General features: G+C 51.6%; 16 protein-coding genes and 7 tRNA genes. 2 read left to right on the top strand and 21 right to left on the bottom strand.

What is annotated here, in order from left to right; all coding sequences use genetic code 11:
• Positions 1–76 precede the first annotated feature (76 nt).
• From gltL to gltI, 4 genes are all read right to left on the bottom strand, one after another.
• Positions 77–802, bottom strand: a complete 726-nt coding sequence (gene gltL / locus ACJHX3_RS13355; RefSeq protein WP_000631384.1) for a glutamate/aspartate ABC transporter ATP-binding protein GltL — start codon at positions 800–802, stop codon at positions 77–79.
• A complete protein-coding gene (gltK, locus tag ACJHX3_RS13350) occupies positions 802–1,476 on the bottom strand; it encodes a glutamate/aspartate ABC transporter permease GltK (protein WP_000272822.1) in 675 nt (224 codons plus the stop codon). Before gltK ends, gltL begins: the two co-directional genes overlap by 1 nt.
• The gene (gene gltJ / locus ACJHX3_RS13345; RefSeq protein ID WP_000020941.1) at positions 1,476–2,216 is read right to left on the bottom strand and encodes a glutamate/aspartate ABC transporter permease GltJ; all 741 of its coding nucleotides are present in this window, start codon (positions 2,214–2,216) and stop codon (positions 1,476–1,478) included. The genes gltK and gltJ overlap by 1 nt, the downstream gene beginning before the upstream one ends.
• Before the next feature lie 169 nt (positions 2,217–2,385).
• Positions 2,386–3,294 carry a glutamate/aspartate ABC transporter substrate-binding protein GltI gene (gene gltI / locus ACJHX3_RS13340; protein WP_001177085.1) on the bottom strand — a complete coding sequence of 303 codons (909 nt, stop codon included), beginning with the start codon at positions 3,292–3,294 and terminating at the stop codon, positions 2,386–2,388.
• 454 nt (positions 3,295–3,748) lie between these two features.
• Between gltI and ACJHX3_RS13335 the strand changes: the two genes are divergently transcribed.
• Positions 3,749–5,626, top strand: a complete 1,878-nt coding sequence (locus ACJHX3_RS13335; protein WP_001276778.1) for a rhomboid family intramembrane serine protease — start codon at positions 3,749–3,751, stop codon at positions 5,624–5,626.
• A 132-nt stretch (positions 5,627–5,758) separates the two neighbouring features.
• Here the strand turns inward: ACJHX3_RS13335 and lnt are convergent, their stop codons facing one another.
• The 5 genes from lnt to miaB all read right to left on the bottom strand — a co-directional run bounded on the left by lnt (position 5,759) and on the right by miaB (position 11,374).
• Positions 5,759–7,300 (bottom strand): apolipoprotein N-acyltransferase, encoded by a 1,542-nt coding sequence (gene lnt, locus ACJHX3_RS13330; RefSeq protein ID WP_000853017.1) that lies wholly within the window; start codon positions 7,298–7,300, stop codon positions 5,759–5,761.
• A 24-nt stretch (positions 7,301–7,324) separates the two neighbouring features.
• Positions 7,325–8,203, bottom strand: a complete 879-nt coding sequence (gene corC, locus ACJHX3_RS13325) for a CNNM family magnesium/cobalt transport protein CorC (protein ID WP_001278605.1) — start codon at positions 8,201–8,203, stop codon at positions 7,325–7,327.
• 89 nt (positions 8,204–8,292) lie between these two features.
• Entirely contained in the window at positions 8,293–8,760 is a 468-nt protein-coding gene (gene ybeY, locus ACJHX3_RS13320; protein ID WP_000084469.1) for an rRNA maturation RNase YbeY, read from the bottom strand.
• Positions 8,757–9,797: a PhoH family protein gene (locus ACJHX3_RS13315; protein ID WP_001018040.1), complete on the bottom strand. Its 1,041-nt coding sequence runs from the start codon at positions 9,795–9,797 to the stop codon at positions 8,757–8,759. The genes ybeY and ACJHX3_RS13315 overlap by 4 nt, the downstream gene beginning before the upstream one ends.
• A 152-nt stretch (positions 9,798–9,949) precedes the next feature.
• Positions 9,950–11,374, bottom strand: a complete 1,425-nt coding sequence (gene miaB, locus ACJHX3_RS13310; RefSeq protein ID WP_000162740.1) for a tRNA (N6-isopentenyl adenosine(37)-C2)-methylthiotransferase MiaB — start codon at positions 11,372–11,374, stop codon at positions 9,950–9,952.
• A 145-nt stretch (positions 11,375–11,519) separates the two neighbouring features.
• Between miaB and ubiF the strand changes: the two genes are divergently transcribed.
• On the top strand, positions 11,520–12,695 hold the full coding sequence (gene ubiF / locus ACJHX3_RS13305; protein WP_024043727.1) for a 3-demethoxyubiquinol 3-hydroxylase: 1,176 nt from the start codon (positions 11,520–11,522) through the stop codon (positions 12,693–12,695).
• A gap of 153 nt (positions 12,696–12,848) precedes the next feature.
• Here ubiF and ACJHX3_RS13300 read toward each other — a convergent pair.
• From ACJHX3_RS13300 to nagB, 12 genes are all read right to left on the bottom strand, one after another.
• Positions 12,849–12,923, bottom strand: a tRNA-Gln gene (locus ACJHX3_RS13300).
• 37 nt (positions 12,924–12,960) lie between these two features.
• Positions 12,961–13,035 (bottom strand) — tRNA-Gln (locus tag ACJHX3_RS13295).
• A 48-nt stretch (positions 13,036–13,083) separates the two neighbouring features.
• Positions 13,084–13,160, bottom strand: a tRNA-Met gene (locus ACJHX3_RS13290).
• A 15-nt stretch (positions 13,161–13,175) separates the two neighbouring features.
• Positions 13,176–13,250 (bottom strand) — tRNA-Gln (locus ACJHX3_RS13285).
• Positions 13,251–13,284: 34 nt separating this feature from the next.
• Positions 13,285–13,359 (bottom strand) — tRNA-Gln (locus ACJHX3_RS13280).
• Between the two features lie 23 nt (positions 13,360–13,382).
• A tRNA-Leu gene (locus ACJHX3_RS13275) sits at positions 13,383–13,467 on the bottom strand.
• 8 nt (positions 13,468–13,475) lie between these two features.
• Positions 13,476–13,552, bottom strand: a tRNA-Met gene (locus ACJHX3_RS13270).
• Between the two features lie 379 nt (positions 13,553–13,931).
• The gene (asnB, locus tag ACJHX3_RS13265; RefSeq protein WP_000337063.1) at positions 13,932–15,596 is read right to left on the bottom strand and encodes an asparagine synthase B; all 1,665 of its coding nucleotides are present in this window, start codon (positions 15,594–15,596) and stop codon (positions 13,932–13,934) included.
• Positions 15,597–15,852: 256 nt separating this feature from the next.
• A complete protein-coding gene (gene nagD, locus ACJHX3_RS13260; RefSeq protein WP_000153129.1) occupies positions 15,853–16,605 on the bottom strand; it encodes a ribonucleotide monophosphatase NagD in 753 nt (250 codons plus the stop codon).
• 47 nt (positions 16,606–16,652) lie between these two features.
• On the bottom strand, positions 16,653–17,873 hold the full coding sequence (nagC, locus tag ACJHX3_RS13255; protein ID WP_000187594.1) for a DNA-binding transcriptional regulator NagC: 1,221 nt from the start codon (positions 17,871–17,873) through the stop codon (positions 16,653–16,655).
• An 8-nt stretch (positions 17,874–17,881) separates the two neighbouring features.
• Positions 17,882–19,030: an N-acetylglucosamine-6-phosphate deacetylase gene (gene nagA, locus ACJHX3_RS13250; RefSeq protein WP_000271153.1), complete on the bottom strand. Its 1,149-nt coding sequence runs from the start codon at positions 19,028–19,030 to the stop codon at positions 17,882–17,884.
• A gap of 59 nt (positions 19,031–19,089) precedes the next feature.
• Entirely contained in the window at positions 19,090–19,890 is an 801-nt protein-coding gene (nagB, locus tag ACJHX3_RS13245) for a glucosamine-6-phosphate deaminase (protein ID WP_001237072.1), read from the bottom strand.
• Positions 19,891–19,946 lie beyond the last annotated feature (56 nt).

Below are 19,946 nucleotides of genomic sequence, written 5' to 3'. Positions count from 1 at the left end.
CCAGGATGTAACAGATACGAGGAGCGAAACGATAAAGCGTGAGATGGCGCGCACTTGGGTATGCGCGCCAGAGTGATTAATGCAGGATTTTCGCGAGGAAGTCTTTTGCGCGGTCCGATTTCGGATCATCGAAGAAAGCGTCTTTCGGCGAGTCTTCGACAATTTTACCCTCGTCCATAAAGATCACCCGATTCGCCACTTTACGGGCAAAGCCCATTTCGTGGGTCACCACCATCATGGTCATTCCTTCGTTCGCCAGTTCCACCATCACGTCCAGCACTTCGTTGATCATCTCCGGATCCAGCGCCGATGTCGGTTCGTCGAACAGCATCGCGATAGGATCCATGCACAATGCGCGAGCGATCGCCACACGCTGCTGCTGACCGCCGGAAAGCTGCGCCGGAAACTTATTGGCATGAGCGGAAAGCCCGACGCGCTCCAGCAATTTCAATGCTTTTTCACGAGCGGGTGCTTTATCGCGTTTAAGCACTTTCACCTGCGCCAGGGTCAGGTTTTCAATAATCGACAAATGGGGGAACAACTCGAAATGCTGGAACACCATCCCGACGCGGGAACGCAGCTTTGCCAGATCGGTTTTCTTATCGTTAACCACGATGCCATCGACGGTGATTTCACCTTGCTGCACCGGTTCGAGGCCGTTGACGGTTTTAATCAGCGTTGATTTGCCGGAACCAGACGGGCCGCAAACCACCACCACTTCGCCTTTTTTCACTTCGGTTGAGCAGTCGGTCAGCACCTGAAAGTGACCATACCATTTTGAAACATTTTTCAGGGTAATCATTATGCTGTCCTTCTTTTCAAGTAGCTGACCAACAACGATGCGCTAAGGCTAATAACGAAATAAATAAATCCGGCAAACAGGATCATCTCGACCTGCGTACCATCACGCTCACCAATGGTTGAAGCGGTACGGAAGAAATCGGCCAGAGATAACACATACACCAGTGAGGTATCCTGGAACAGTACGATGCCCTGAGTGAGCAGCAGCGGCACCATCGCGCGGAAAGCCTGCGGCAGAATAATCAGTTTCATCGACTGCCAGTGAGTCATCCCCAACGCCAGCGCGGCGCTCGACTGACCACGGGAAATACTTTGAATACCGGCACGGATAATCTCTGAATAGTAGGCCGCTTCAAACATCGAAAACGCCACCATTGCCGAAATTAAACGGATATCATTTTTTGGCGATAATCCCAGCACGTTTTGCAGAAAACCCGGCACAATCAGGTAAAACCACAGCAAAACCATGACTAAAGGAATCGAGCGGAATACGTTAACGTAGGCTTTGGCAAACCACGCAACAGGCGCAAAGCTGGACAAGCGCATCACCGCCAGCATGGTGCCCCACAAAATACCAATCACCACTGCCGTGACGGTGATTTTCAGGGTGATCACCAGTCCATCCAGCAGATAGGGCAGGGAAGGGACAATAGAACTCCAGTCAAACTCGTACATTATTTGCCCCCCATGTTGCCGGGCAGGCGAACTTTACGTTCAACCAGCGTCATCACCAGCATGATAAAAGCGTTAATCAACACATACGCAAGCGTAATGGCGGTAAACGACTCCCAGGCGTGGGCTGAGTAATCAAGCAATTTACCGGCCTGCGCTGCCATATCCACCAGACCGATAGTCGAGGCGATGGCGGAGTTTTTCACCAGGTTCATCATCTCGGAAGTCATCGGCGGGACGATAACGCGATAAGCATTAGGCAACAGTACATAGCGGTAAGCCTGCGGTAGCGTCAGACCCATTGCCAGCGCGGCGTTCTTTTGCCCACGCGGCAACGACTGAATCGCGGCGCGTACCTGTTCGCAAACACGGGCGGCGGTAAACAGCCCCAGGCAGAGCATGGATGAAAGGAAAAACTGAATATTGGGATCCAGCTCGGCCTTAAACCACATGCCGATTTTCTCCGGCAACAGCTCCGGGATCACCAGATACCAGGTAAAGAATTGCACAATCAACGGCACGTTGCGGAACAGTTCGACATACAACGTACCCAGACCGGAGAGAAAACGGTTTGGAACGGTACGTAAAATGCCGAAAAATGAACCGACGAGGAAAGCGATAATCCAGGCGCAGATCGACAAAGCGATCGTCACCTGAAAGCCACTCCAGATCCAACCAAGATAGGTGGTGTTGCCGAACGGGGCTTGTTGTAAAAAAATACCCCAGTTCCAGTCTATAGACATAAATCTACTCCAGAAAAAAGAGGGTAGCAGCGTTAACTGCTACCCTCGAAGATTGTTACCCAGCGTATTGCGGTTTTCAGGCCCGATGGGGAACGACCATCAGGCGTATAGTCTGTCCGTGCTACGTAACAATCGAGAGGGCTGGAATTTCCGCCCCTGGTTCTTGTAATTAGTTCAGTGCCTTATCATTCGGTTCTTTGAACAGTGCTTTCATTTCGTCTGACAGCTCGAAATTCATGTTCAGGTTTTTCGGCGGAATGGGATTTTTGAACCACTTATCAAACCATTTTTCCGCTTCACCGGAGGTCTGCACCTGCGCGATGGTGTCATCCATCAGCTTTTTGAACTGCGGATCATCTTTACGCAACATACAACCGTAGGCTTCCTGAGACTGCGGCTTGCCGACGATTTCCCAGTTGTCCGGTTTCTTCGCTTTCGCACGTTCACCTGCCAGCAGAGCGTCATCCATCATAAAGGCAACAGCACGACCGCTTTCCAGGGTGCGGAAAGAGTCACCGTGATCTTTGGCGCTGATGATGCGCATATTCATTTTTTGCTCTTCATTCAATTTGTTGAGCAAAACTTCAGAGGTAGTGCCGGAAGTGACGACTACGGCTTTGCCTTTCAGGTCGGCAAAATCTTTGATATCGCCGCCCTTTTTGGTCAGCAGGCGCGTACCGACCACGAAAATAGTGTCAGAGAAAGCCGCCTGTTTCTGGCGTTCGACGTTATTGGTGGTAGAACCACATTCAAAATCGAAAGTGCCGTTTTGCAGCAGAGGAATACGGTTTTGTGAGGTGATCGGAATCAGTTTCACCTGCAAGTCCGGTTTGTTGAGTTTCTTTTTCACTGCTTCAACAATGGCGTTGGAGTAATCCTGCGAGTAACCCACCACTTTTTGCTGATTGTCGTAATAAGAGAAAGGTACTGAAGATTCACGGTGACCGACGACAATCACACCGTTTTTGGCGATTTTGTCCAGCGTACTGCCCGCTGCCGGGGCGGCGTCATCTGCCTGTGCCAGTCCTGCGGAAAGCGCCAGGGCCAGGATTGCTGTGGCAGGTTTACGTAATTGCATATCCAACTCCTTTATCTTCTGCGTTAAGAACGCATGGATACCCGTTGTGAGTGTTTGTGTTGTTATCATCTGCAACTTTATTGTGCAGTGTTGTGCTTGTTAGGTAACATTTAGTTTGGCTAAATGTAAAGATATTGCTGTTTTATTGTTTGTTTTTGCGAGATGCGCCGCACCATTCCGAAGCAAAATTCTTAAATCGCACCTTTTTGGTGCTACCGCTGATTTGTGGTGGTGCAACCCGGTTGCGTCGCGGCTGATTTCATTGCTTACACAGTAAATAAAGCAACTTACATGCCAAAAAATAGTTAGGGGGGAATTAATTACGATTGTAATTTCAGGCTGAAAAAGTCATATTTCGGACAGGGTTAACTTTTCGGTATGGGACGTTTGCCGGGATGGTAACTGCACACGAGAAAAATGCTTTTTACCTGTCTTTTCAAGGAAGAATTACCTCATGTCTGCATCTTCGGTTAAGCCGTTAAATGTTCAATTACCCGCAATAACTCTTATCCTTTTTGCGCTTTGTGTTGGGATATTTTGTTATCTCGCACAATGGATGAGTTATGAAGAAGTCGATCAATCCGCACTCATCCATCTTGGTGCTAACGTTGCTTCTCTCACGTTGTCGGGTGAATCCTGGCGCTTATTGAGCAGTGTCTTTCTGCACAGTAGTTTTCCCCATTTGCTGATCAATATGTTTGCACTCCTGGTGGTGGGGGCAGTGGCGGAACGGATACTGGGGAAATGGCGACTCCTGATTGTCTGGCTATTCTCTGGCGTCTTTGGTGGGCTAATCAGTGCCTGTTATGCGTTACGCGAAAGTGAGCAGATAGTCATCAGCGTTGGGGCATCCGGGGCGATTATGGGAATAGCTGGCGCTGCGATAGCAACACAGCTTGCTTCAGGTGCGGGCACACACCATAAAAACCAGCGGCGAGTATTTCCTCTGTTGGGTATGGTGGCGCTGACACTGTTGTACGGTGCCCGGCAAACAGGAATAGATAACGCTTGCCACATTGGCGGCCTGATTGCGGGTGGCGCGTTGGGTTGGCTGAGCGCGCGTTTAGTTGGGCAGAACCGATTCGTTACGGAAGGCGGGATTATTGTTGCGGTCACTCTTCTTCCGACCGGGGCTATCTGGCTTGTGCAGCAGCAGATTGATGAATCAGTTTTACAGGTCAGGCAAAGCCTGCGTGAAGAGTTTTATCCGCAGGAGATTGAACAAGAGCGACGACAAAAAAAGCAGCAGTTAGTGGAGGAGCGCAACGCCCTCAGGGAAACATTATCCGCTCCGGTAAGTCGTGAGCAGGCCAGTGGTGATTTACTCGCTGAGATTGCCGATATCCATGATATGGCGATCAGTCGGGATGGTAATACGTTGTATGCCGCAATTGAAAACACCAACAGCATTGTTGTTTTCGACCTCGGACAAAAGAAAATCCTGCATACCTTTACAGCGCCTATAGCGAAAGAAAAGTCACTCAAACATTGTGGTGGCTGTAAAGATCAGGGTGTCAGAGCGCTGGCGTTAAGCCCGGATGAAACGTTACTTTATGCGACGTCATTTGAAGCGAATGCGTTATCGGTCATTAACGTGGCGACGGGGGAGATTATTCAGTCGATTACCACCGGCGCACATCCTGACAGCCTTATCCTCTCGCGCGATGGCACAAAAGCCTGGGTGATTAATCGCACCAGTAATAGTGTGTCAGCCATTGATCTGGTGACTTATCAGCATGTGGCGGATATCCCGATGGAGAAATACGACGGGACGGGGACGAGCGGTAAACCAGGTGCCTGGGTTATGGCACTTTCCCCGGATGAAAAAACATTGTTGATACCCGGTATGGTCAGAGGTGACATTGTACGGATCAATACCATCACGCATCAGAAAGAAAGCTATCCGGCTAGTGATGCGCGTGGAACGATATCGGCGATGCGTTTTCGACCTGAAAACGGGGATGTAATTTTTGCCGATAGCCAGGGGATTTCACGTATAAGAGCTGAGGATCAACAAGCCAGCATTATGACGCAATGGTGTAGCAGGAGCGTTTATTCCGTTGAGGGTATTAGCCCGGACGGTCAGTATTTAGCGTTGGTGTCATATGGCCTGCAAGGTTATGTCATCCTGCTCAATATTAATGCCGGGCAGATTGTTGGCGTTTATCCTGCCAGCTACGTTAATCATCTTCGTTTTTCAGCGGATAGTAGAAAGATATTTGTTATGGCGAAGAACGGGTTAATCCAAATGGACAGGACGCGCTCGCTTGATCCGCAGGCAATTATTCGGCATCCCCAATATGGCGATGTGGCTTGTATCCCTGAACCGTAAGAAAAAAGGGGCATGATAATCACGCCCCACAGCTCAATGAGGAAGTACGTTTTGTTGATACCGGATGCGGTGTGAACGGTTTATCTGGCCTGCAAAATTGATGCAATTTTGCAGGCCAGCGCATCATTCACATCAACGTTTACGTCGCTGACGCAGACTCATCAACACGGCGGCAAAACCAAACAATGCCGTCAGTACCCACAGCGGCCAGTTGCCGGTACGTGCGTACGGTGTGAGTCCGGTGGTCGGCGTCACGTTAGTGGTTAACACCTCGCGGGTGAATTGCGGGATCATCGCCTGAATCTCACCCTGCGGACCAATCACCGCCGTAATGCCGTTGTTGGTGCTACGCAGCAGTGGGCGAGCCAACTCCAGCGCACGCATTCGCGCCATCTGGAAGTGCTGCCATGGACCAATAGATTTACCAAACCACGCATCGTTGGAGATAGTCAGCAGATAATCGGTATCCGGGCGGAAGTTATCACGCACTTGCTCGCCAAGTATGATCTCGTAGCAAATAGCCGCAGTAAGCTCAATACCGTTTACCGACAGCGGTGGCTGGATATATGGCCCACGGCTGAACGACGACATCGGCAGATCAAAGAACGGCGCTAACGGACGCAGAATCGACTCCAGCGGGACAAACTCGCCAAATGGCACCAGATGGTTTTTGTTATAGCGATCGGCTGATTCGTAGCTGTACGGTGCACCTTTACCCAGCGTGATGATGGTGTTGTAGGTATCGTAGCGGTTCTGCTTATTGAGACGCGCGTCGACAATCCCGGTGACCAGCGAGCTACCTTTATCACGCAACTCACCGTCCAGTGCTTTGAGGAACGGTTGCTGATTAATTTCCAGATCGGTTATCGCCGACTCCGGCCAGATAATCAACGATGATTTGCCCATCAGCGGTGCCGTTGCGTTGTAGTAAATCTTCAGCGTATTAAGAAGCTGGCCTTCGTCCCATTTCAGTGATTGCGGAATATCGCCCTGAACCATCGAAACCTGAATGTTTTTCTCCGGTTGCGGGGTAAACCACTGGATGTAACGCAGCGGGAAGGGAAGGGCAAACAGCACGACGGCCACTACCAGCGGACGCCAGTTGCGTTTGACCAACGCCAGTGCCAGCAGGCCACTAACCATCATCAGCAGGAAGTTAATGGCTTCCACGCCCATTATCGGTGCCAGCCCTTTTAACGGGCCATCAATCTGGCTATAGCCGAATTGTAACCACGGGAAGCCGGTCAGCACCCAACCGCGCAGAAACTCGGTCACTTGCCAGAGAGCAGGGGCGGCAATCGCCACGCGCAGCCAGGTGGTTTTCGGCCACAGACGCGACAGCACGCCAGCAAACAGTCCGGTATACAGCGACAAATACGCCGCCAGCAGCACCACCAGGAAGATGTTAACCGGGCCAGGCATTCCGCCAAAAGTAGCGATGCTGACATAGACCCAGTTAATACCGCTGCCAAAGAGGCCAAATCCCCAGCAAAAGCCAATAGCGGCAGACTGGAGTGGACGGCGGTTAAAGGTCAGCGCCTGAAGCCCCATCAGCGAAATAATCGCCGCAGGCCAGACGTCGTAAGGAGAGAAGGCCAGCGTTCCGCAGGCACCGAATAATAACGCCAGCAGCAGGCGAATGCGCTGGCGTTCAATTAATGAGGCAAAAGCCATGTAGTTATCTATCCAGTTTCGGTTTTATTCATCCAGCTTCGGCTGGGGTGAGTCATCCGGGATTTTGACATGAACCTGAATAATACGCCGACTGTCGGCCATCGCCACTTTGAACTGGTAACCGTCGATGTCGATGGTTTCGCCACGCGCCGGAAGATGCCCAAATGCCTGCATCACCAGACCACCGATAGTGTCGACCTCTTCATCGCTAAAGTGGGTGCCGAACGCCTCGTTGAAGTCTTCAATGGAAGCCAGTGCGCGCACGGTCCAGGTATGACGACTCAGCTGACGGAAGTCGATATCATCTTCTTCGTCATACTCGTCTTCAATCTCACCAACAATCAGTTCCAGGATGTCTTCAATGGTCACCAGACCGGAAACCCCACCGAATTCGTCAATGACGATCGCCATGTGGTAACGCTGAGAGCGAAACTCTTTCAGCATCCGGTCTACGCGCTTACTTTCAGGAACGACAACTGCCTGACGTAACACTTTGTCCATGCTGAAGGCTTCAGCATCGCTGCGCATAAACGGCAGCAAGTCTTTCGCCATCAGAATCCCTTCAATGTGATCTTTGTCTTCGCTAATCACCGGGAAACGTGAGTGGGCGGACTCGATGATGACATCAAGGCATTCGTCCAGCGTCTGGTTGCGTTTCAGGGTAATCATCTGGGAGCGGGGGATCATTATGTCGCGGACGCGTTGGTCTGCGATGTCCATCACCCCTTCGAGCATATCGCGCGTATCTTCGTCGATAAGGTCGTTCTGCCCGGAATCACGGATCAGCGCCAGCAGTTCGTCACGGTTTTTCGGTTCACCGTGGAAAAGTTGGCTGAGTAACAGGGAGAAAAATCCCTTCTTGTTGCTTATCGTGTCACTACTGTGTGAATTGTCGTCGCTCATGGCGTCGTATGGGTTCTCATGTTAGTTAATCAAAACGCCGTCGTTAATCACCAACGGCGGGGACGTCTGCCAGTCAAATGCCTGGCAAATTATTCTTTCTCGGCAATGTACGGATCCTCATAGCCCAGAGCAAGCATAATCTCTGTTTCGAGGGCTTCCATTTCTTCTGCTTCGTCATCTTCGATGTGATCGTAACCTAACAAATGCAGACTGCCGTGCACCACCATATGCGCCCAGTGCGCCTCCAGTGGTTTGCCTTGCTCCTGTGCTTCCTTCTCAACCACCTGACGGCAGATAACCAGATCGCCCAGTAGCGACATTTCCATGCCAGGCGGTACTTCAAACGGGAAGGAGAGCACGTTGGTCGGCTTATCCTTACCACGATAGGTCAGATTCAGACTGTGGCTTTCGGCGGTATCGACCACGCGAATCGTCACTTCCGATTCTTCCTGAAACTGCGGGATCACCGCATTCAGCCATGTCTGAAACTGGCTCTCTTCCGGTAACCCGGAATTATCTTCACATGCCAGTTGTAAATCGAGGATCACCTGACTCATTTTTGTTCCTGTTCTTCGCGCTTGCGTTCTGCTGCCAGCGCCGCTTTACGTTTTTGTTCTGCTTCTTCCCAGGCTTCATAAGCGTTAACGATACGCGCCACCACCGGGTGACGAACCACGTCTTCGCTGTGGAAGAAGTTAAAGCTGATCTCTTCGACGTCAGCCAGCACTTCGATGGCATGACGTAAGCCTGACTTGGTATTACGCGGCAGGTCGATCTGCGTGACGTCGCCGGTGATAACCGCTTTTGAGTTAAAACCGATACGGGTCAGGAACATCTTCATCTGTTCGATGGTAGTGTTCTGGCTCTCATCGAGAATGATAAACGCGTCGTTCAGCGTACGGCCACGCATATAGGCCAGCGGCGCGACTTCAATAACGTTGCGCTCAATCAGTTTCTCGACTTTCTCAAAGCCCAGCATTTCAAACAGCGCGTCGTACAGCGGGCGCAAATACGGGTCTACTTTCTGGCTTAAATCGCCAGGCAGGAAGCCCAGTTTCTCACCGGCTTCTACCGCCGGACGAGTCAGCAGAATACGGCGAATTTCCTGACGCTCTAGGGCATCAACTGCCGCAGCCACTGCCAGGTAGGTTTTACCCGTACCCGCCGGGCCAACGCCGAAGGTGATGTCATGGTCGAGAATATTGGCGATGTACTGCGCCTGGTTTGGCGTGCGCGGCTTGATTACGCCACGTTTGGTTTTGATATTGACCGCTTTGCCGTACTCCGGCACGCTCTCCGCGCTTTGCTCCAGTACCCGCGCTTCTTTAATCGCAAGGTGGATCTGTTCCGGTTCAATATCCTGAATCTGACCGCGCATCGGGGCTGTATCGACATACAGGCTACGCAGAATGTCTGCCGCAGCGGTGACGCAAATCGGACGGCCGGTCAGTTTAAAGTGGTTATCGCGGCGATTGATCTCGATGCCGAGACGGCGTTCGAGCTGTTTGATGTTGTCATCAAACGGGCCGCACAGGCTCAACAGACGCGCATTGTCTGCTGGCTCCAGGGTGATTTCGCGAGTGTCTATGTTCAAACCGTTCCTCTTATCTGTATGTCGCCGGAAGCTGAACATTCACCGGCCTATAAGGAAATTATTCACGCCACAGGAAAAAGGCGCAAGCATTGCGATAAAGATGGGGATAAAGAGAGAAAAAACAAGGCCCACCGGAACGGCGGGCCTGAGAATTACGGCTGATAATAACCCACGCCAAGGTCGTTTTCTTTGCGGGTACGGGCAATGACCGATTCCGGTGTTTCTGCCACGCGCAGACCCATTTCATCTTCAGTTCGCACCACTTTACCGCGCAGAGAGTTCGGGTAGACGTCGGTAATTTCTACATCGACGAATTTACCGATCATATCCGGTGTGCCCTCGAAGTTGACCACGCGGTTATTTTCAGTGCGACCGGAAAGCTCCATGATGCTCTTACGCGATGTACCTTCTACCAGAATACGCTGGGTGGTGCCGAGCATCCGGCGGCTCCATGCCATCGCTTGCTGATTAATACGTTCTTGTAGAATATACAGACGCTGCTTCTTCTCTTCTTCCGGAACATCATCAACCATATCGGCGGCTGGCGTACCCGGACGTGCAGAGAAGATAAAGCTGTAGCTCATGTCGAAATTGACGTCGGCAATCAGCTTCATCGTTTTCTCGAAGTCTTCGGTGGTTTCACCAGGGAAGCCAACGATGAAGTCAGAACTGATCTGAATATCCGGACGCGCTGCACGCAGTTTACGGATGATCGCTTTGTACTCCAGCGCTGTATGGGTACGTCCCATCAGGTTCAGAATGCGATCGGAACCGCTCTGTACCGGCAGATGCAGGAAGCTCACCAGCTCCGGCGTGTCGCGGTACACTTCGATGATATCGTCGGTGAATTCGATCGGATGGCTGGTGGTAAAGCGAATACGATCGATCCCGTCGATCGCCGCAACCAGACGCAGCAGATCGGCAAACGATCCGGTGGTGCCGTCGTAGTTTTCACCACGCCAGGCGTTCACGTTCTGACCGAGCAGGTTGACTTCACGCACGCCCTGAGCCGCAAGCTGGGCGATCTCAAACAGAATATCGTCGGACGGACGGCTTACCTCTTCACCACGGGTGTAAGGCACTACGCAGTAGGTGCAATATTTATTGCAGCCTTCCATGATGGAGACAAACGCGGTCGGCCCTTCGGCGCGCGGTTCCGGCAGACGGTCAAACTTCTCGATTTCCGGGAAGCTGATATCTACAACCGGGCTGCGGTCGCCGCGCACGGAGTTGATCATCTCCGGCAGACGGTGCAGCGTTTGCGGTCCAAAAATAATATCGACATAGTGGGCGCGCTGGCGAATGTGCTCGCCTTCTTGCGATGCCACGCAGCCGCCGACGCCGATAATCAGGTCTGGATTCTTCTCTTTTAACAGTTTCCAGCGACCCAACTGATGGAAGACTTTTTCCTGAGCCTTCTCGCGGATTGAGCAGGTGTTCAGCAGCAGCACATCCGCTTCTTCCGCCACGTCGGTCAGTTGATAGCCGTGGGTGGCATCCAGCAGATCGGCCATCTTCGATGAATCGTACTCGTTCATCTGACAGCCCCAGGTTTTAATATGGAGTTTTTTGGTCATCGACTTGCTCTTGCGAAATAGTAGCCAGGAATGCAGGGCGCATAGTGTAATGCTTTGCTGCCGTTGTGACCAGTATGAGCGTTATCAGCCCTTAGGGGTAAAAATCCTGTAAACTTAAAGCATATTGCTAACAGGATGATTGACCATGACAAATCAACCAACGGAAATTGCCATTGTCGGCAGAGGAATGGTCGGCGGCGCACTGGCGCTGGGGCTGGCACAGCACGGATTTTCGGTAACGGTGATCGAGCACGCAGAACCTGCACCGTTTATCGCTGACAGCCAACCGGACGTGCGGATCTCAGCGATCAGCGCCGCGTCGGTGTCTCTGCTTAAAGGTTTAGGTGTCTGGGACGCGGTACAGGCCATGCGTTGCCATCCTTATCGAAGGCTGGAAACGTGGGAGTGGGAAACGGCGCATGTGGTGTTTGACGCCGCTGAACTTAAGCTACCGCTGCTTGGCTATATGGTGGAAAACACTGTCCTGCAACAGGCGTTGTGGCAGGCGCTGGAAGCGCATCCGAAAGTAACGTTACGTGTGCCAACCTCGCTGATTGCGCTGCATCGCCATGATGATCTTCAGGAGCTGGAACTGAAGGGCGGTGAAACGATCCGCGCGAAGCTGGTGATTGGTGCCGACGGCGCAAATTCGCAGGTGCGGCAGATGGCGGGAATTGGCGTTCATGCCTGGCAGTATGCGCAGTCGTGCATGTTGATTAGCGTACAGTGTGAGAACGATCCCGGCGACAGCACCTGGCAGCAATTTACCCCGGATGGACCTCGTGCGTTTCTGCCGTTGTTTGATAACTGGGCATCGCTGGTGTGGTATGACTCTCCGGCACGCATTCGCCAGTTGCAGAATATGAATATGGCGCAGTTACAGGCGGAAATCGCGAAGCATTTCCCGTCGCGTCTTGGGTATGTAACACCGCTTGCCGCTGGCGCTTTTCCGCTGACGCGCCGCCATGCGTTGCAGTATGTGCAGCCGGGGCTTGCGCTGGTGGGCGATGCCGCGCATACCATCCATCCGCTGGCGGGGCAGGGGGTGAATCTTGGTTATCGTGATGTCGATGCCCTGATTGACGTTCTGGTCAACGCTCGCAGCCGTGGCGAAGCGTGGGCCAGTTATCCGATCCTCAAGCGTTACCAGATGCGGCGCATGGCGGATAACTTCATTATGCAGAGCGGTATGGATCTGTTCTATGCCGGATTCAGCAATAATCTGCCACCACTGCGTTTTGTGCGTAATCTTGGTTTGATGGCGGCGGAGCGTGCTGGCATGTTGAAACGTCAGGCGCTGAAATATGCGTTAGGGTTGTAGCCTCACAACATTGCTGGATGCATGCCAACCGTAGGTCGGATAAGACGCGGCAGCGTCGCATCCGACTTTGAAGGATAAGACGAGTCAACATCGCATTCGGCATTGAATATACGCAGAAAAGCAAAAAGCTCGCCGAAGCGAGCTTTTTTAATGTGGCTGGGGTACGAGGATTCGAACCTCGGAATGCCGGAATCAGAATCCGGTGCCTTACCGCTTGGCGATACCCCAACTGGGTGCACTTACAAGGTAAGCGTCTTGAATAAATTGGCTGGGGTACGAGGATTCGAACCTCGGAATGCCGGAATCAGAATCCGGTGCCTTACCGCTTGGCGATACCCCAACAAATTGGTTTTTGAATTTGCCGAACATATTCGACACATTCAGAATTTGGTGGCTACGACGGGATTCGAACCTGTGACCCCATCATTATGAGTGATGTGCTCTAACCAACTGAGCTACGTAGCCAGATTGTTTCTTCGATGGCTGGGGTACCTGGATTCGAACCAGGGAATGCCGGTATCAAAAACCGGTGCCTTACCGCTTGGCGATACCCCAATAACCGGGCGGTGAACCGCTTACTCGAAGAAGATGGCTGGGGTACCTGGATTCGAACCAGGGAATGCCGGTATCAAAAACCGGTGCCTTACCGCTTGGCGATACCCCATCCGTACAACGCTTTCTGGTGAATGGTGCGGGAGGCGAGACTTGAACTCGCACACCTTGCGGCGCCAGAACCTAAATCTGGTGCGTCTACCAATTTCGCCACTCCCGCAAAAAAGATGGTGGCTACGACGGGATTCGAACCTGTGACCCCATCATTATGAGTGATGTGCTCTAACCAACTGAGCTACGTAGCCATCTTTTTTTCGCGATACCTTATCGGCGTTGCGGGGCGCATTATGCGTATAGAGCCTTGCAGCGTCAACCTCTTTTTCAAGGAAAATTGCTCGAAAGTGACTGTTTGGTTAGGTTGCGAACAGCGTGGCGCTATATTCGTCAATTATTGTTTACTTTGTGTTTTTTCCCCACCCTACAGCCATTCTTTTGTCATACAGGATGAAATTCGGAATTCAACAATAGTGGTGGGAAATTAATCTATGAAATACTGGCCTACAGTGATGAGTTGTCAAACAGTGATGTGGCAAACCCGGAACATTTCCTTACTGCATATCAGAATCAACAAGCAGCACAATAACTGAAACAGCCCCGGATTTCACCGGGGCTGTTTCGCATTTCTTACTTATACGCCGACTGGTGAACACCAACCGCACGACCAGATGGATCGTCCATTTTCTTGAACGCTTCATCCCATTCGATCGCTTTAGCGGAAGAACACGCGACGGAAGGACCGCCCGGCACGCACTCAGCGGCGCTCGGAAGTGGGAACAGTTCTTCAAAGATCTCCCGGTACAGATACGCTTCTTTGGACGTCGGCGTGTTGTACGGGAAGCGGAAGCGGGCAGTTTCCAGCTGTTGATCAGAAACCTGCTGCGCCGCCACTTCTTTCAGGGTATCGATCCAACTGTAACCGACGCCATCGGAGAACTGCTCTTTCTGCCGCCAGGCCACGCTTGCAGGCAGATACGCTTCAAAACATTCACGCAGGATGTGTTTTTCCATTTTGCCGTTACCGCACATTTTATCCTGTGGGTTAATGCGCATCGCCACATCAAGGAATTTTTTGTCGAGGAACGGAACGCGTGCTTCCACGCCCCAGGCTGACATCGCTTTGTTGGCACGCGCGCAGTCATACATATGCAGGGCCAGCAGTTTACGCACCGTCTCTTCATGCAGTTCTTTGGCATTCGGTGCTTTGTGGAAGTAAAGATAACCGCCAAACACTTCATCAGAACCTTCACCGGACAGCACCATTTTAATGCCCATCGCTTTGATCTTACGCGACATTAAATACATCGGTGTTGAAGCGCGAATAGTGGTCACATCATAGGTTTCGATGTGGTAAATCACGTCGCGGATGGCGTCCAGACCTTCCTGTACAGTGAAGTGAATTTCGTGATGCACAGTGCCCAGATGGTTTGCCACTTCCTGGGCTGCTTTCAGATCCGGTGAACCCGGCAGACCTACAGCAAAGGAGTGTAACTGCGGCCACCAGGCTTCAGAACGTTCCTGATCTTCCACGCGACGGGCGGCGTATTTCTTGGTGATCGCGGAAATAATTGAGGAATCCAGACCACCAGAAAGCAGCACACCGTAAGGCACATCAGACATCAGATGGCTTTTAACGGAATCTTCCAGTGCCTGACGCAGCTCGTTTTTGTCGGTCACGTTATCTTTCACTGCATCAAAGTCGAACCAGTCGCGGTGATAATAAGAACGGATTTCGCCGTCCTGACTCCACAAATAGCTCCCCGCCGGGAACTCTTTAATCGTGCGGCATACCGGCACCAGGGCTTTCATTTCTGAGGCCACATACAGCTGACCATGTTCGTCATAGCCCATATACAGTGGGATGATCCCCAGATGGTCGCGACCAATCAGATACGCATCTTTTTCGCTGTCGTACAGGGCAAAGGCAAACATGCCCTGCAAGTCGTCGAGAAATTCCGGCCCTTTTTCCTGATACAGCGCGAGGATAACTTCACAGTCAGACCCGGTCTGGAACTGGTAACGATCGCCATATTCAGCGCGCAATGCCTGGTGGTTGTAGATTTCACCGTTTACTGCCAGCACGTGGGTTTTTTGTTGGTTGTAGAGAGGTTGCGCCCCCGCGTTAACGTCAACAATGGACAGACGTTCGTGGGCGAGAATGGCGTTATCGCTGGCATAAATACCGGACCAGTCCGGGCCACGATGACGCATCAGGCGTGACAGCTCGAGTGCTTTCTTGCGCAGCTCAACTGCGTCTGTTTTGATATCGAATACGCCAAAAATTGAACACATAACCTTCTCCGTTAACCTGGTATTTGTTGCTTGTTGTGTTTGCTTGTTTAAAAAAATGCCGCAAAGCAGCACTGTGCGCAAGCGATTTGGCAGGGGGTAAATAAAAAACGTAATGGTGATTGCTGATTAATGAAAAAGGGTAGGGTGTGGAGGTGTATTTATTGATGAATCGATAATTTTTGGCGGGTTTTATTGAATGGGCGAATTTTAGTGATGGGTAAAAATAAGAAACCACGCCCTGAGGCGTGGTTGCTATTCAGATAACGTCGATTTCGGCGACCGATGGGTAAATCCAGCTGGGGCGGAATGGCATACTGTCGATATCGTCGAGCGACGAAACACCGGAGAGTACCAGAATCGTCTCCAGACCGGCCTGGAAGCCCGCCAGAATATCGGTACGCAGGTTATCGCCAACAATCACCGTTTCTTCCGAATGCGCCTGCATTTTGTTTAATGCTGCGCGGATGATCCACGGACTCGGCTTACCAACATAGAACGGTTTACGTCCGGAGATTTTTTCGATCCCCGCGCATAGCGCGCCACAGGCCGGATAAAAACCGCGCCCGTGGGTGTCCGGGTTGGTGGCGATAAAGCGTGCACCGTTAGCGACGAAATAGGCTGCTTTATGCATCATGTCCCAGTTGTAGGAACGCGTTTCGCCAACAATCACAAAATCAGGGTTCACATCGGTAATAGTGAAACCGGCTTTGTACAGTTCATGAATCAGTGCGCCTTCGCCCACCACATATGCTTTCTTGCCTTCCTGGCGACGCAGGAAATCGGCGGTTGCCATCGCGGAGGTATAAAACACGCTGTCCGGCACATCGACACCCGCAGTGGCAAAGCGATTCGCCAGATCTTGCCCGGTCTGCGAAGGATAGTTGGTCAGCAACACCAGCGGCAGGCCTTTATCCATAATCCCGTGCAAAAATTCCGCTGCACCCGGTACGGCGACGTTATCGTGCATCAGCACGCCGTCGATATCGCAAATTACATTTTTAATGGTCATGGACTACCCAGAATATTGACAACAATAAGCGCCACTATAAAAGCACATTAATTTTCCAGCAAATGCTGGAGCAAAATACCGTTGAGCATGGCGCGTTTTACCAGCGCAAAAGCGCCGATTGCCGAGCGGTGATCCAACTCAGAACGTACCACCGGAAGATTAGTGCGAAACGCCTTCAGCGCCTGGGTATTAATGCAGCTTTCAATAGCAGGGAGCAGCACTTTATCGGCTTCGGTGATTTCACCGGCAATAACAATTTTTTGCGGATTAAATAAGTTGATCGCAATGGCGATGGTTTTGCCCAGATGACGACCGACATACTCAATCACTTCCGACGCCAGGCTATCGCCTTTGTTCGCAGCTTTGCAGATAGTTTTTATGGTGCAGTCGTCCAGCGGCACGCGGCTCTGGTAGCCCTGCTTTAACAGATTCAACACCCGTTGTTCAATAGCAGCGTTGGCAGCAATAGTTTCCAGGCAGCCAAAGTTGCCGCAGTGGCAGCGTTCACCCAGCGGTTCGACCTGAATATGGCCAATTTCACCGACGTTACCGTTGCGGCCAATAAAAATGCGCCCGTTAGAGATAATCCCTGCCCCGGTCCCGCGATGGACACGCACTAAAATGGAGTCTTCGCAATCCTGACTTGCACCGAAGTAGTGCTCTGCCAGCGCCAGACTACGGATATCGTGGCCGACAAAACAGGTCACTTTAAAACGCTCTTCCAGTGCTTCTACCAGCCCCCAGTTTTCTACCTGAATATGCGGCATGTAATGAATTTTGCCGCTGTCCGGGTCAACAAGCCCTGGCAGGATCACGGAAATGGCAATCAGCTCGCGCAGCTTGCGCTGGTAGCTATCAATAAACTGAGCAATGGCATTCAGCAGGGCATGTTCCAGCGTCTGCTGGGTACGTTCCGGCAGCGGGTAATGTTCTTCTGCCAGCACTTTGCTACTGAGATCGAACAGAGTAATGGTGGCGTCGTGACGACCAAGCCGTACACCGATTGCGTGGAAATTGCGGGTTTCGGTGACGATAGAGATAGCGCGGCGGCCCCCGGTGGAGGCCTGTTGATCAACTTCTTTGATCAGCCCGCGTTCGATAAGCTGACGCGTAATTTTGGTTACGCTGGCGGGGGCAAGCTGGCTTTGCTCGGCAATCTGAATCCGCGAGATTGGCCCATACTGGTCAATCAGGCGATAAACCGCCGCGCTGTTAAGCTGTTTTACGAGATCAACATTACCTATCTGAGCTTGTCCGCCTGGTGTCATACTTTCTCTTATTGAGTTACGACCTCGTTACCGTTAACGATGGTCTTGGTGATTTTAAAATCAGGTGTGAATGCGGTCAGGTTGGCTACTTTACCTGCGGCGAGTGTGCCGAGACGTTTCTCAACGCCAATCGCACGCGCCGGATAGAGCGTCGCCATACGCAGCACTTCATCCAGTGCGATACCGCAATGTTCGACCAGATTACGCACGCCTTCAATCATGGTTAAGGATGAACCGCTTAACGTACCGTTCTCATCCACACAAAGTCCATTACGGTAGTATATTGTTTTACCCGCAAAAATGAACTGTTCAATGTTGGCACCTGCTGGCGCGGTGGCGTCAGTAACCAGACACAGTTTGTCGCCTTTCAGACGTTTAGCATTACGAATGTTGGCGTAATCAACATGCAGTCCATCAGCGATAATACCGCAATAAATATCGGCTTCGTCGAGGATCGCGCCTGCCAGACCCGGTTCACGACCGGTAATATACGGCATCGCGTTGTACAGATGGGTGGCAAAGGTAATCCCCGCGCGGAAACCGGCTTTCGCTTCTTTTAACGTCGCGTTGGAGTGACCGGCAGAAACCACAATCCCGGCATTTGCCAGTTTGCTGATGACTTCCGCAGGAACCATTTCCGGTGCCAGGGTCACTTTGGTAATCACGTCGGCGTTCTCACACAGGAAATCGACCAGCGCGGCATCAGGCTTACGCACAAAATTCGGATTATGGGTGCCTTTTTTTACCAGATTCAGCCACGGACCTTCCAGATGCAGACCTAACGCCTGGTTCGGATGTTTTGCCAGGTACTCGCGCATAACGCGCACGCCCTGTTTCATCAGCTCATCGCTGGTGGTGATAAGCGTCGGCAAATAGTTAGTACAGCCTGATTTCTCATTGGCTTTCTGCATGATTTCCAGCGTTTCCACGCTGACCGCTTCAGCAGTATCGTTAAACTGCACGCCGCCGCAGCCGTTTAACTGCACATCGATAAAACCGGGGGAGAGAATGGCCCCGTTCAGTGAACGTTGTTCGATCTCTGGCGGCAGTTCCGCTACCGGACAGACGCTTTTAATCAGGCCATCAGCGATAACAACCGCGTGGTCATCAAGAAATTCGTGGCCGGTAAAGATCCGGCCCTGGGTTAATGCATACATTCTGACCCCCGATTTTAAAAAATATTGCCCTGAGCAAGGTGTCAGGGCAGGGATAACTATTACAGACCTTTGATATTTTCTGCTTCTAATTCATTGAAATATCTTAAAGTCTTAACTTTCAGCTCCATGGTGGAAGGTTCATCGCACACCATGATCGCTTTTGGATGCAGTTGCAGACAGCTGATGGTCCACATGTGGTTCACGCAACCTTCAACTGCGGCCTGCAGTGCCAGTGCTTTCTGGCTACCCAGCACCAGAATCATCACTTCTTCGGCATCCAGCAATGTACCAACACCGACAGTCAGGGCATATTTTGGCACCTGATTGACATCGTTATCAAAGAAACGAGAGTTCGCGACGCGAGTGTCATGAGTCAGGGTTTTGATACGAGTACGAGAAGCCAGAGAAGACGCCGGTTCGTTAAATGCAATATGACCGTCGTTACCTACACCGCCCATAAACAGATGAATTTTTCCGTAAGAACGGATTTTTTCTTCATACTGGCGGCACTCGGCGTCGATATCCGGGGCGTTGCCGTTGAGAAGGTTGATGTTTTCTGCTGGAATATCAACGTGATCGAAGAAATTACGGTGCATAAAGCTGTAGTAGCTTTCCGGATGCTCTTTCGGCAGACCGACATATTCGTCCATGTTGAAGGTGACAACGTGCTTAAAGCTGACCTGGCCTGCTTTATGCATTTCGACTAACGCTTTATAGGTGGTCATCGGCGTGCCGCCAGTCGGCAGGCCCAGTACAAACGGACGATCGGCAGTCGGTTTGAACGCATTGATACGATTGACGATATGGCGAGCAGCCCATTTGCCGACCTGTTCAGCGGTAGTCAGGGGGATCAGTCTCATTATTCACCTCAATAAGTAAAATGTAAGCCGTTGGCGGATTAGGCATCTTTAAGCGT

The organism is Escherichia sp. WS1265 (assembly GCF_046487585.1).
Lineage (GTDB): Bacteria > Pseudomonadota > Gammaproteobacteria > Enterobacterales > Enterobacteriaceae > Escherichia > Escherichia coli.
The sequence above is the reverse complement of the archived record's forward strand: the minus strand, read 5'-3'. Positions and strand labels throughout refer to the sequence as shown.